This is a genomic window from Gordonia heveisoli (assembly GCF_030315745.1).
Classification (GTDB): domain Bacteria; phylum Actinomycetota; class Actinomycetes; order Mycobacteriales; family Mycobacteriaceae; genus Gordonia.
In genome coordinates this window covers 150,539-164,061 of record NZ_JASXSH010000007.1, presented here as the reverse complement: position 1 = coordinate 164,061, position 13,523 = coordinate 150,539, and the positions used below count along the sequence as shown (strand labels likewise).

At 69.4% G+C, this 13,523-nt stretch carries 10 protein-coding genes; 2 read left to right on the top strand and 8 right to left on the bottom strand.

The window, feature by feature from the left end:
- Window positions 1–17: 17 nt before the first annotated feature.
- The 8 genes from QSJ18_RS08625 to QSJ18_RS08590 form a co-directional block, all read right to left on the bottom strand.
- A complete protein-coding gene (locus QSJ18_RS08625; RefSeq protein ID WP_286325954.1) occupies window positions 18–308 on the bottom strand; it encodes a WhiB family transcriptional regulator in 291 nt (96 codons plus the stop codon).
- A gap of 187 nt (window positions 309–495) precedes the next feature.
- A complete protein-coding gene (locus QSJ18_RS08620; RefSeq protein WP_286325953.1) occupies window positions 496–780 on the bottom strand; it encodes a hypothetical protein in 285 nt (94 codons plus the stop codon).
- Between the two features lie 126 nt (window positions 781–906).
- The gene (locus QSJ18_RS08615) at window positions 907–3,033 is read right to left on the bottom strand and encodes an ATP-dependent DNA helicase UvrD2 (protein ID WP_286325952.1); all 2,127 of its coding nucleotides are present in this window, start codon (window positions 3,031–3,033) and stop codon (window positions 907–909) included.
- A gap of 60 nt (window positions 3,034–3,093) precedes the next feature.
- Window positions 3,094–3,378 (bottom strand): mycoredoxin, encoded by a 285-nt coding sequence (locus QSJ18_RS08610; RefSeq protein WP_286325951.1) that lies wholly within the window; start codon window positions 3,376–3,378, stop codon window positions 3,094–3,096.
- A gap of 85 nt (window positions 3,379–3,463) precedes the next feature.
- Window positions 3,464–4,399, bottom strand: a complete 936-nt coding sequence (gene nudC, locus QSJ18_RS08605; protein ID WP_286325949.1) for an NAD(+) diphosphatase — start codon at window positions 4,397–4,399, stop codon at window positions 3,464–3,466.
- Window positions 4,396–5,463 (bottom strand): potassium channel family protein, encoded by a 1,068-nt coding sequence (locus tag QSJ18_RS08600; protein ID WP_286325948.1) that lies wholly within the window; start codon window positions 5,461–5,463, stop codon window positions 4,396–4,398. Before QSJ18_RS08600 ends, nudC begins: the two co-directional genes overlap by 4 nt.
- Window positions 5,464–5,517: 54 nt before the next feature.
- The gene (locus tag QSJ18_RS08595; protein ID WP_286325947.1) at window positions 5,518–8,925 is read right to left on the bottom strand and encodes an ATP-dependent helicase; all 3,408 of its coding nucleotides are present in this window, start codon (window positions 8,923–8,925) and stop codon (window positions 5,518–5,520) included.
- On the bottom strand, window positions 8,918–12,307 hold the full coding sequence (locus tag QSJ18_RS08590) for an ATP-dependent helicase (protein WP_286325946.1): 3,390 nt from the start codon (window positions 12,305–12,307) through the stop codon (window positions 8,918–8,920). Before QSJ18_RS08590 ends, QSJ18_RS08595 begins: the two co-directional genes overlap by 8 nt.
- 82 nt (window positions 12,308–12,389) lie before the next feature.
- Here QSJ18_RS08590 and QSJ18_RS08585 point away from each other — a divergent pair, with 82 nt between their 5' ends.
- Together QSJ18_RS08585 and QSJ18_RS08580 are read left to right on the top strand one after the other, a co-directional pair.
- Entirely contained in the window at window positions 12,390–13,184 is a 795-nt protein-coding gene (locus QSJ18_RS08585) for an alpha/beta fold hydrolase (RefSeq protein ID WP_286325945.1), read from the top strand.
- 19 nt (window positions 13,185–13,203) lie between these two features.
- Window positions 13,204–13,503 (top strand): MGMT family protein, encoded by a 300-nt coding sequence (locus QSJ18_RS08580; RefSeq protein ID WP_286325944.1) that lies wholly within the window; start codon window positions 13,204–13,206, stop codon window positions 13,501–13,503.
- Window positions 13,504–13,523: the final 20 nt, after the last annotated feature.

The window sequence follows — 13,523 nt, the reverse complement described above, 5'->3', positions numbered from 1 at the left end:
TCACGACCGGTCTGTTCTCAGGCCACATTCTTCCGCGGCCGTCCACGCGGCCGCTTGCGGGCGATGACCGCGCCTCGCTCGAGGATCTCGCCACCCCACACCCCCCAGGGCTCGGCGCGATCGATGGCTGCCTCCAGGCACTGACTGCGCAGGGGGCAGTCCAGGCACAACGCCTTGGCTCGCTCGAGGTCACGGGGATCATCGGCGAACCACAGATCGGCGTCGGCGACCTGGCAGGGCAGGTCGAGCCGGACGGACATCGAGCGGTCCGCCGTCATACACGATTCGAGTACGCATTCGACAGTCATTGCGGTCTCCACATCTGTTGGTTTTCTTCGGTCTTCGACCCGAAGTCCCTCGATGCGGAGCGGCGGCGGATGACAAGTCATCGCTGGGGATGACGGTTATCCGAACCGGTTCACGAAAAGAGGGCCACGGGTTCGCCTGCTGCGATTCGCCCGTGACCCTGAGTGGGGTGGAGAGGTAAGGAGTCGGTTACTCCGTACGCTCTTCGCGATACACGGGGAATCGCTGCGGCGCTCGCGCTACCGCGCTGGCCATATCGGCGGCATCTGCCAGGTCTGCGGCGCCGAGATGGAGGCCGGCCGGGCGGAGGGTCTTCGGGCGCTTCGCTGCTACCGCGATCCAGGAGCGGTTGCGACGAGAATGCGCTTCGATGACCGACACACGACATGGCGCTGCCATCGGCTTGGCGATCGGCTCGACCAGACGATGAATCTGGACGCCGCTCACTGCCTCGACCTTGGTGATTCCGTTCACTGTTCCGCTCCTTTCTGTCTCGAAGGTCCCGTTCCGACGGTTCCCGTGTATGTGGAGGATGAGCACATAGGTCTCACCCGCTGCTGACCTGAACAAGGGTAAATGTGCGTCCCGGGTTCGCACAACCTATTTTTGACCTGCGGTTTTGATGAGGCCTATCAATTCTTCGCCATACTCGGCCAGCTTCTGGGCACCGATGCCCGGAATCGACACCAGCCCGGCGTCGTCGGTGGGCCGCTGCTCGGCGAGGGCCAGCAACGTCTTGTCGGAGAAGATCACGAAGGCGGGCACCTTCTTCTCCGCCGACCGGTCCCGGCGCCAGTCCTTGAGTGCGACCAGCAGATCCTCGTCGAGATCGGACGGACAGTCCGCGCAGCGGCCCAGCAGGGTCGCCGTCGAATCCACCAGGCGGGAGCCACACACCCGGCACACCGGGCCGCGTCGAGGTTTGCGGGTCGGCGCCGCCTTCGACGCCGGCGAGTCGTCGGGGACCAGATCGTTGAGGAACCGAGACCGGCGCCGGGGACGTCCGCCCTCGTTTCGGGCCAGCGCCCACGACAGATGCAGATGTTCGCGGGCACGGGTCACCCCGACGTAGAACAGCCTGCGCTCCTCTTCGATCTCCTCCCACGAGGCCTTGATGGCCTGGCTGATCGGCACCGAACCATCGGTCAGCCCCACCAGGAAGACGGCGTCCCATTCCAGTCCCTTGGCCGCATGCAGCGACGACAGCGTCACCCCCTGCACGGTCGGTGGATGCCGGGACTGGGCCCGGCCGGCCAGTTCCCGGGACAGGTCGGCCAACGTCAGATCGGGGGCGGACGCGACGAGTTCATCGGTCAGCTCGGCGAGCGCGCGCAAGGACTGCCAGCGGCTGCGGGCCTGGGCGCCGGTCGGCTCCGTCTCGGTCATGCCGAGTTCGCCGAGCATGGCGCGCACCACGGTCGGGACGTCGGTGTCCGGCCGGATCTCGCGCCCGGCGATCGCGTTGAGCTGTTTCATCGCCTGCCGCACCTCGGTACGCGTGAAGAAGGCTTCCCCACCGCGCACCTGGTACGGGATGCCCGCCTCGGTCAACGCCTGTTCATAGTTCTCCGACTGGGCATTCACCCGGTACAACACCGCGATCTCGGCGGCAGGCACCCCGGCGTCGATGAGTGTGCTGATCTCGCCGACGATCGCGGTGGCCGCCGCCGGTTCGTCGGCGTACTCGGCGAAGACCGGTTCGGGACCGGCCGGCCGCTGCCCCACCAGGCGCAGCCGGGTGCCCGCGATCCGGCCGCGGGCCGCGCCGATCGCCCGGTTCGCCAGATCGACGACCTGCGGGGTCGAGCGATAGTCGCGTTCGAGCCGGACCACGGTGGCATCGGGAAAGCGCCTGCCGAAGTCGAGCAGATACGACGGCGTCGCGCCGGTGAAGGTGTAGATGGTCTGGTTGGCGTCGCCGACGACGGTCAGATCGTCGCGGTCGCCGAGCCAAGCGTTGAGCAACCCCTGCTGCACCGGCGTCACATCCTGGTATTCGTCGACCACGAAACAGCGATACCGTGACCGGAACTCTTCTGCGACACCGGGTTCGGCGACGAGGATCTGGGTCATGTAGATCAGCAGATCGTCGAAGTCGAGGAGCCGGTCGCCGTCTGCGGAGACCTTCGCGTCCTCGTAGTGGCCGTAGACCGCGGCCACCTGGGCCGGTGGCGCGGGAGTGTCGCGGGCCACCTTGGTGGCGACCTCGGCGTAGCGTTCGGGATCGATCAGCGACGCCTTCGCCCACTCGATCTCCGAGGCGAGGTCACGCAGGGTGTCGGTAGAGGTGTCCAATCCGGCGCGGCGCGCGGCGCGGGACACGATCGGGAACTTGTTGTCCAGCAGTTCCCACTGCGCACCGCCGAAGGCCCGCGGCCAGAAGTAGCGCAGCTGGCGAAGCGCCGCGGCGTGGAAGGTCTGCGCGGAGACCGCGCCACCGCCGCCGGCACCGCCGACCCCCAGTGACCGCAGTCGGGTACGCATCTCGCCCGCCGCCCGCGCGGTGAACGTGACCGCCAGGACCTGCCCCGGATTGACCTGACCGCTGTCGATCAGATGGGCGATACGCCGGGTGATCGTGCGGGTCTTGCCGGTTCCGGCGCCGGCCAGAACGCACACCGGGCCGCGCGGCGCCAGCACGGCGGCGCTCTGTTCGGGGTCGAGACCACCGGTGATCGAGTCGGCATCGGTAGGTGACGCGACGATGACATCTCTCGAATTCGGCACGCGTCCCACTATCGCATCCGGGTCCGACGAAGCCGTCCGACGGTTCGGCGCCGCCCGGTCTCAGCGACCCAGTTTGGCTTTGACGTCGGCGATCGACGGATTCGTGGCGGTGGTTCCGTCGGCGTAGAGGACAGTGGGCACGACATGGTTGCCACCGTTGACACTGCCGACGAACTCGGCGGCATCCGGGTTGAGTTCGATGTCGATCTCCTGCCATCCGATACCACTGCTACGCAGCGCGGTCTTCAGCCGCGCACAGTATCCGCACCACGAGGTGGTGTACATGGTCAGTTCGCCGGTCTCGGAGGTACGCGAGCCTGCTTCGTCATCGATCACGTTGCTCATGCCCCCCATAACACCACGTCGGTGATGAGTTGTTCCCGCGAGCAACTGTGATCCGCAACCCGGGCGACGATCCCGGACGCTCCGTTCAGCCCGCCCAGGCGGCGATCATCGTGCGCGCGATGGAGATGGATCCGGGCAGCCGCAGACGCGGTTCCTCGCCGGCGGCGGACGGTTGCGCCGTCTCGGCATCCGAACGTACCCAATCGCTGCCTGCGGCCAGCGCGGCGCGCACCTCGTCGCGGTGGAACCACTGCGCGTCACCGATCTCACCGTCGAGGAAGGCCAGCTCGTCGTCGGGGTTGCCGAGGGCGGCGAACCCCACCATCAGCGACCGTGGGAACGGCCACGGCTGGCTGCCCAGATACCGCGGTTCGGTGACGGTGATGCCGACCTCCTCGTGCACCTCCCGAATCACGCACTGCTCCAAGGACTCCCCCGGCTCGACAAAGCCGGCGAGCGTCGAGTACCAGCCGTCGGGCCAGACCGCCTGACGGCCGAGGAGGATGCGGTCGGCGCCGTCGTGGACGACGGTGATGATGGCCGGATCGGTCCGCGGGAACTCGTCCCGCCCGGACGCCACATGGCGGCGCACCCAACCGCCACGAGCGGGTACCGTCGCCGATCCGTCGAACGGGGAATGCCGGGCCGACGCGTGCCAGTTGAGGATGCCCAGTGCGGTCGCGAGGATGCCCGCCTCATCGGCCGACAGCCGGGCCGCACCGCGCCGCGCGTCGTCGGTGGGGCCGTCGATGTGGTCGACGCGACGCGTCCAGCGGTCGGTGTCGAGGACGCCGAGGAACACCGCATCCGCGGGCGGCTCGTCGGCGACGGTGGCCGCGTCCAGCCAGTGGAGCCCGCCGTTGCCATTCACCGGGTAGCGCCCGTCCGGGTCGACCAGCAGGACCTTCGCCGAGGTCCAGCCGGTCCGCATCCGGTCGGTGTCGTCGCGGATCTCGTCGGCCCGGTCGAAGACCGACCGGGACAGCAGCGGAGGTTCGGGCAGGATGAATCGGCCGCTCATTCCGGTGCCCCCTTACGGACATAGAGCAACCGGTCGCCGACCTCGATCTGCTCCACCTCGGCATCGCCGACGCGGCGCAGCACGCCGTTGCGCACCACACCGAGCACGATGTCGCGGGTATGGGCGGGCGACCCGCCGGACTCGCCGGGCTCGACCTCGCGTTCGGCGATCGCATAGCCGGCATCGGGGGTCAGCAGATCCTCGATCACCTCCACCACCGACGGGGTCATGGTGGCGATACCCAGCAGCCGACCGGCGGTCTCGGAGGAGACGACCACCGAGTTCGCGCCGGACTGCCGCATCAGATGGGTGTTCTCCGACTCCCGGATCGAGGCGACGATCTTTGCTCGTGGATTGATCTCCCGAGCGGTCAGGGTGGCCAGCACCGCGGTGTCGTCGCGGTTGGTGGCCACCACGATGCTCGTCGCGTGGGCCACCCCCGCCAGCCGCAACACATCGGATTTGGTGGCGTCGCCACGGACGGTCACCAATCCGTCGGCGGCGGCCGCCTCCAGAACGCTCGCATCGGCGTCGACGATCACGATCTCGGCAGGCTTGATGCCGTCGCCGATCATCGCGTCGACCGCGGTGCGGCCCTTGGTGCCGTACCCGATGACGACGGTGTGGTTGCGCACGCTGTTCCTCCAACGCTGGATCTTGAGCGCCTGCCGCGACCGTTCGGTCAGCACCTCCAGGGTGGTACCGATGAGGACGATCAGGAACAGCACGCGCAGCGGGGTGATGATGAGCAGGTTCAGGAGTCGGGCCGACGGACTCAACGGGGTGATGTCGCCGTATCCGGTGGTCGACAAGGTCACCGCCGAGTAGTACAGCGAGTCCAGGAAGGACAGCTGATCCTCTTGGACGTCGCGGTAGCCGTCGCGGTCGAGATAGACCAGCACCGCGGTGAAGAACAGGGCGATCACGGCGAATACGACACGCTTACCGATCGCCCAGCCGGGACTCTGCTGTAGTTCGGGAATCCGGATGATGCCGACCAATGCGTGGTCGGGACGTTCGGACAGTTCCTCGGACAGGAACCGGCGGCGCAGGCGATTACGCATGCGGCCGCCCGGCAACGGGCTGTTCGCTCACTAGGGCAATCTAACCCATTTGTCTCAGCGTGCCAGCTTCGCCGCGAGCGTGGCCTCATCGGGCAGCTTGTCGGCTTCGAGTGTCTGCCCGACGCGGACGTAGTGGAAGGCCGCCCGCACCCGCTCGACGGGCACCCCGGCCAGCTGCGCCCACGCGATCCGGTAGGCGGCGAGCTGGATGAACAGCGACTCCCGCTGTGCCGGTTCGGGCATCGCACCGGTCTTCCAGTCGACGACGATCCACGAGCCGTCCGCGTCGGGGAACACTGCATCGATCCGGCCGCGGACGACGATTCCGCCGATCACCGTCTCGAAGGGCACTTCAACCTCGGTCGGGCTGCGCGCCGCCCACGGTGAGGCCAGGAAGGACTCGCGCAACGTCTCCAGGTCGGCATCGGGCGCCGCGCTGGCATCCGCGGCTCCCGGCAGTTCGTCGATGTCGAGAAGCCGGGTGGCACCGAACCAGCGCTCCACCCAGGCGTGGAACGCGGTGCCGCGCCGAGCCGTCGGATTCGGCCGGAACGGTGTCGGCCGTCGCAGGCGACGCGCGAATTCCGCTTCGTCGGAATCTAATTCGACGAGCTGGCTGACCGACAGATGCGTCGGCAGCGCCTGCTCGACCAGCGCCTGGTTGCCCAGCCGATGTTCGGCGAGCAGCGCGGCCACCTCCGCCTCCCAGTCCGCGATCTCCTGTTCCTCGTCGGTGAGGACGGCCGGCGCCGATTCCTCGCCAGCAATCGCGGGATCTGTTGGTTCCTCGTCGAAGAGTGCCTGCACCTCGCGATCGGACAGCGCCGCCAGCACCAGACGTTCGGCGGCCGTGACCTGCTCGCGCCGTCCGGCGAGCGGGTCGGCGGGCCACATCACGCTCGCCACCTGATCGGCCAGCGGGTTGGTCACACCGTCCGCAGGATCGGGGGCCCGCACGTCGACGGTGAGTCCGGGTGCGTCGATGTCCGGATCGGCGACGGCGGCATCTACCGCTTCGAGGAGTTCGTCGAAGAAATCCGAGCCGCCCCGCGGCTTCTCCGCGCCCTCCGACCAGTAGTGTGCCGAGACCAGTAGATCCGAGCGCGCCCGGGTCAACGCGACATAGAGCAGCCGCCGGTCCTCCTCCAGACGGCGGGCGGCGATGTCGTCCTTGTGATCGGCGAGCGCCACCTCGAGCTGTTTGCGATCTGCAACTGTGGACACATCCAGCGGCGGGAACCCTTCGGTCGCCGACCCGTCCGCGGTATCGGCCCGTACGGCGAGATCGCCGCGCAGCTCGGCGGGCAGCTCACGCGCACTGCCCAGCCAGGTGGTGTCGGCCTTCGCACTCGGGAAGATGCCCCGGCACAGGTGGGCGATCGCCACCACATCCCACTCCAGACCTTTCGCCGCATGCACGGTCAGGATCTGCACCCGCTGCTCGGCCACCTCGATGCGACCGGGTTCCAAACCCTTCTCGATCGTCTCCGCGGTCTCCAGGAAGGCCAGCAGTCCCGGCAGATTCGCGCCCGGACGGTCGGCGTAGCGGCTCACATATTCGGCGAATGCGTCGAGATGTTCGCGGCCGGTGATGGTGCCACGCATCCGCCGGGCGCGGATCTGCGCCTCCACCCCTACCCCGATGGTGTTCTCGACGTCGGCGACGAGTTCGGGCAGTGGCTGACCGATCCGCCTGCGCAGTGATTCCAGCTGGGCGCCGAAGGCGCGGATCCGCGCGAATCCCGCCTTGCTGTAGTTCGACTCGTCGCCGGGGTCGATCACCGCGTCGGCGATTCCCGCCTGATCGACGATCTCGGTGGGCAGCACCGCATCGAGGGCCGCGTCGAGTTCGGCGCGGCTGGTCACGATGCCCCCGGCATCGATGACGGACTGCGCCGCCAGGTTCATCGCGCGACGCCACAGCGCGGCAAGGTCGGCCGCACCGAGGCGCCAGCGCGCACCGGTCAGCAGCCGCATCGCCGCGGTTCCGGCCATCGGGTCGGCCATCAGCCGCAGGGTGGCGACCACATCCTCGATCTCCGGCACATGCAGCAGTCCGCCGATACCGACGACCTCTGCGGGGATACCCCGACTCTCCAGCGCGGCGGCCAGCGGCGCCGAATCCTCGTTGCGGCGCACCAGGATCGCCGTCGTCGGCGGCGGTGTCCCCGCGGTCTCGGCGGCGCGCCAATGATCTTCGATCCGCGCCGCGATCCAATCCCGCTCGTCCAGTACCGTCTCGGTCAGCGCGAGCGTCGCCGTACCGGCCGGGGCGTCGGGACGAGTCCGCAGCACGCTGACCGGGATTCCTTTGCGCCGCAACTCCTCCGAGATGTGGTTGGCCAGGCGCAGTCCATTCTCGGCGTTCCGCCAGCTGGTCAGCAGTTCCAGCCGGTCGGCGGGCGAACCGTCCCGGCGCGGGAAATCCCGGGCGAAGCGTGGCAGATTGGCCGCCGACGCCCCGCGCCAGCCATAGATGGACTGGATCGGGTCACCGACCGCCGTCACCGCCACCGGTGGGCGATCGGCGGCCGGAGCTCCGCCGAACAGCGCCGACAACAGGATGCGCTGGGAGTGTCCGGTGTCCTGGTACTCGTCGAGCAGCACCGCGCGGAACGAACCACGTTCGGCCGCAACCACCTCCGGGTTGGTGGCGACCAGACGCGCGGCCAGCGACATCTGCGACCCGAAGTCGAGGACCGACTGCTCACGCATGGTGGCCGCGAGTGACCGCACCATCGGGACCAATTGGCGCCGCTCATCGATGACCTCACGCACCTTCAGCAGCGCCTGGGTCGGGGTGTCGCGCTGCCGGGGCCCCTTGGGCAAGGTCTCGACCATGTCGTAGAGTTCCGAACCCGCATCGGCCAGCGCATCGATGTCCACGAGGTGTTCGGAGATCTCACCGTAGAGTTTGAGCACCGCCTCGGTCACACTCGCCGGCATCTTCGACGTGTTCAGCTCGCCCGGCCAATTCGACACCAGCGAGAACGCCAACTGCCACAGCTCGGTCTCACTGAGCAGCGTCGAACTCGGTTCCACCGGCAGCAGCAGTCCGTAGTCGGCGATCAACCGACCCGCGTAGGCGTGATAGGTACTGACCTCGGGATCGGCACCACGCAGCCGCGCCATCAAGGTGCCGTCCGGATCCCAGTTGCGCAGGGCCGGTGACCCCGACAGCGTCGACAGCCTGCGGCGGATGCGGGCGCCCAGTTCGCTGGCCGCCTTACGCGTGAAGGTCAGGCCCAGGATCTCGTCGGGTGCCACGATCTGGTTGGCGACCAGCCAGACGACGCGGGCGGCCATCGTCTCGGTCTTCCCCGCCCCGGCGCCCGCCACCACGAGCATCGGTTCGATCGGACCTTCGATCACCGCAACCTGTTCCGGGGTCGGCGTGGGCAGCCCGAGCGCCGCGGCCACCGATGTGGCGCTGATCCGCGCCCGGGTCGTCGGGTCAGTCATCGGTCACCGCCTTACCGCGGATCTGGGTGGGGCAGCTCGCGGTCAGCGAACAGTGCACGCACCCCGGGTTGGGTGTCGCGGTGTAGTCGGGTCCGATGCTGGCGCGGGCCGCGTGCCGGACGATTCCGATCCACTCGTCGAGCAGCTCGGGTGTCAGCGGATCCTGCACCCGTTCGGCCGCACCGGAATTGCGGTTCGCCGAAGACACGTAGACCAGCCGTGCACCGCCTGCCTCGGCGGGGGCCCCGACGACCCCGCCGTGGGCGAGGGCCACCTGGTAGGCGGCCATCTGAGCGTGCTGTTCGGCGTCGGCCTTGGTGATCGGCGTCTTGGCGGTCTTGACGTCGATGACCACCGGCCGACCGTTCGCGTCCTGCTCGAGACGATCCACCCGGCCGCGCAGGCGGACGGCCGGATCGTCGCCGTCAGGCGCAATGGTGGCATCGACCGGCAATTCGACGCCGACCTCGGTCAGGTCGGCGCGCGAGAGTCGCAGCCAGTCCCGGAAATGGGTGAGCATGTCCTCGGCGCGTTGGAGTTCGCGTGCCGAATACCAGCCGACACCGGTGTCGACGCGATCCCAGATGCCACGCAACGCGGCGGTCACCTCGGCCGGATCGAGCTGACCGGCCACCGCCTGGACGAGGGTGTGCACGATACTGCCGGTAATCGCGGGGGTCCCGTCCCCGTCGCGTCCGCCGGAACGTTCGAGCAGCCAGCGCAACGAGCACTTGTTGAGTGCGTCGACCGTCGACGGCGACAGCACCACCGGACCACGGTCGGGGGTCCACAGCGCGGTGTCCGAACTCGGCGGGGCCAACCCGTACCAGTCCCGCGGGTGAGCCCCCGGGATATCCGAGTCGGCGAGTTGTGCGAGGAGTCTGGCCGCCGCGCGGGTGCGCGCGTCGGGTTCGGTGCCGTCCGGGTGGGCGGCGCCGTCGATCACCACCGAACGCAGTGTCGCGACGAGCGACGGCAGCGACAGCACCCGGTCCACCCCCGGATCCAGCGGCAGCATGTCCGCGGCGTCGTCGGCATCCTCGGAAGATCCGGCCGCCCCGGCGATCTCGGCGATGAACCGCGATGGGGAGGCATCACCGCTACCGTCCTCGACGGCCGTGACCAGCAACCGGCGCCGTGCTCTGGTGCAGGCGACGAGGAAGAGCCTGCGTTCGTCGGCGAGGGCGGTGGCACCGCGCGCGAGGGTATCCACCGCCTCCGGGTCGATTCCGTCGAGAAGGTCGACGAGCTGACCGGTCGCCAGCACCCCGCCACGGCTGCGCAACGACGGCCACAGCCCGTCGAGGACCCCCGCGACTGCCACCACATCCCATTCCCGTCCGGTCGCCGCGTGGGCGGAGAGCACCGTCACCGATTCCGCGGCCGCGCTCACCGCCCGCGAATCACGGGGAATGTGCAGCTGAGAAAGGTAGTCGACGAATCCGCCGGGCCCGGCGGCGGGCAGCGTGTCGGCGAAATTACCTGCTGCCTCGAACATCGCCATCACCGCGTCGAGATCGCGATCGGCCTGCTCGCCACCCGGTCCGCCCCGAATGGCCGCCGCCGCCCAGCGTCGTTCCAATCCGGTCGCCTGCCACGCCGACCACAGCGTCTCCTCGACACTGTGCCGCGACCGATGCGTCGCCATGGCTGCGGCGATCACGTCGAGCACCCTGATCAGCGGGGTGGCCTCGGTCTCGGTCAGCTTCTTTCGGTAGCGGTCGCCCACGTGCGGGTCGAGAATGGCCCGGCGCAGCGAACCCAGTGAATCCTGTTGCGCCGCTGCGTCGTCGGCCTCGTCTATGCGCCGGATCCCGCGCCGTAGCCGCCGCATCGCACCCGGATCGGCCGCACCGATCGGGCCGGACAACAGCGTGACGGTGTCCTCGACGGTGAAGGCGTCCCCGCCGCCGACCTCGTTGTCGCGGAGCGCCACCGCCCGCAGCACCAGCATGAGCGCGATGACGGCACGCTGCCGATGCAGCGGGAGATCGTTGGCCGGGGTCATCACCGGCACCCCCGCCGAGCGGAACGCCCGCCGCAGCGGCGGCAACGCCAGCGACACCGACCGCACCACCACCGCCATCTGCGACCACGGCACCCCTTCGAACAGATGCGCTCGCCGCAACAGATCGGCGATCGCAGTGGCCTCTTTCGCCGCCGAGGAGAACACCCGTACGTCGGCACCGCCGAAGAGGTCCGGTTCCTCGGGTTCGACGGGCAGCGGATACGGGTGCGGCCGCGCCCCCGGCAGCCGCGCCGAGATCGCCTGTCCCACGGTCGCGATCGTCGGGTGGCTGCGGAAGTTCTCCCGCAGCACGATGTCCTGGGACGAGCCCGTGGCCACCAGTTCGTCGGCGAAACGCGGACTCGCACCGCGGAACCCGAAGACGGACTGATCGGTGTCGGCGGCGATCAGGGTCGTCGTGGTGCCGGTCCCGATCAACCGCACCAACTGCGCCGCCTGGGGGTCGAGATGCTGCGCGTCGTCGACGAGCAGGTGGCGGATCCGGCGGCGTTGTGCGTCGAGCAGTTCCGGATCGAGGGCGAAGGCCGACAACGCCGACCCGACGAGTTCGGCGGCGTCCACCGCGGGCGCGGAGGCTCCCGGCGTCTGGAGTCCCACCGCCCCGCGCAACAGCATGTTCTGCTCGTACTGGGCGAACGCGTGTGCCGCGGCCACCCATTCCGGATGCCGGTGCCTGCGCCCGAGCGCCGCCAGTTCCTCCGGGCCAACACCACGTTCGGCGGCCCGCATCATCAGATCGCGAAGCGCCTGCGCGAAACCATTGGTGCCCAGGGCCGGCCGTAGGTGTTTGGGCCAATATTCGGCTCCGTCCTCGATGTCGCCTGCGAGCAGTTCACGCAACACCACGTCCTGCTCGGAACCGGTGATGAGCCGCGGGGGCGGGTTACCGTGCGCACTGGCCTGCAGCCGCAGGATCGCGAAGGCATAGGAGTGCACGGTCCGCACCAGCGGCTCACGCAACGCTCCCCCGAGTACTCGGCGTCCGCCGGTGGCCGCCGACAGCACGCGCCGGGTGATCTCCTCACGCAGGGCGATGGACGCGCGCCGATTGGCGGCCAGCACCAGGACCGATTCCGGGTCGACGTCGGGGTCGGTGAGGCGGGCGACCGCGGCAGCGACGATCAGTGCCGACTTGCCGCTGCCCGGACCGCCGTGCACGCGGATCGGCTGCCACGCCGACGTCGCGTCGGTACCGGTGGCTGCGCGTCCCGACGTGATTATCGCGGCCACTTCGGAGGGCCACTGCCGGTCGGCATCGGCGGCCCCGGACGCCGCGACCAGCCGCGCCCGCAGGGCGGTACCCCGCGGAACACCCGCCTGTCTGCGCCGAGATCCCGAAACCACGCCGTCCATGCAATCACGAACCACCGACAGTGCCACCGGACACCCGGCGCCCCTGGTCCCCGGACACCATGAGATGCGGCAGGATGGGTGGGTGACACCTGTGAACACCTACGTCTTCGGCGACACCGGGCCCGATCGCGCGCCGGTCACGATCCTGGCGTTGCACGGCCTCACCGGCCACGGCCGCCGGTGGGCCTCGCTCGCCGATCACCTGCCCGGCGTACGTATCGTCGCCCCCGACCTGCTCGGCCACGGGCGGTCGCCGTGGCGTCCGCCGTGGGGTGTCGACGACCACGTGCATGCACTGTCCACCGTGATCGACGAGCATGTGCCACAGGCGGATCGGCCGATCGTCGTCGTCGGGCACTCCTTCGGCGGGGCACTGGCCATCCATCTCGCACAGCGACGGCGCGACGACATCGCCGCACTGGTGCTGCTCGACCCGGCGCAGGGACTCGACGCCGAGTTCTGCCTCGAGGTCGCCACCGACAGCCTCGACCACTGGGACTACGCCGACGCCGACGCCGCCCGTGCCGCGAAACGGGCCGAGGGCTGGGCGGATGTGCCCGCACAGCGGCTGGAGGACGAGATCACCGACCACCTGATCCCCCGCCCCCACGGCCGGGTGGGCTGGCGGGTCAGTGCGCCGATGGCGGCTGCGGCGTGGAGCGAGATGGCGCGGCCCGCGGTGCTGCCGCCGCCGGGGCTGCCGACCCACATCGTCGTCGCCGACCGGGTCGATCCCCCGTTCGTGCGGCCGGCCTTCCTCGCCGCGTGCGCCGCCGAACGGGCCGACGAGGTCACCGTGACCCACGCCGACTGCGGTCACATGGTGCCCTTCGCCCAGCCCGAACTGGTCGCGTCGCTGATCCGGTCGGTGCTGTGAGCACCGCAGGGGTGCACTGATGGCCGCGGTGACCGACCACGATGTCGAACGCGTCCGCGCGCTGGTCGCGTCGATCCCCGCAGGCGAGGTCTCCACCTACGGTGACCTGGCGGCAGCCGCCGGATTATCCTCGCCACGGATCGTCGGGTGGATCATGCGCACCGACACCGCCGATCTGCCGTGGCACCGGGTGGTTCCCGCGAGCGGCAGACCGGCGCCGCACCTGGCCACCCGCCAACTCGAGCGCCTGCGCGCCGAGGGGGTACCGATCACCGACGGCCGGATCCGCTTGCGCGAGTGCCGAACCCAGCTCAGCTAGGCCACCTACCGCACCGTCGG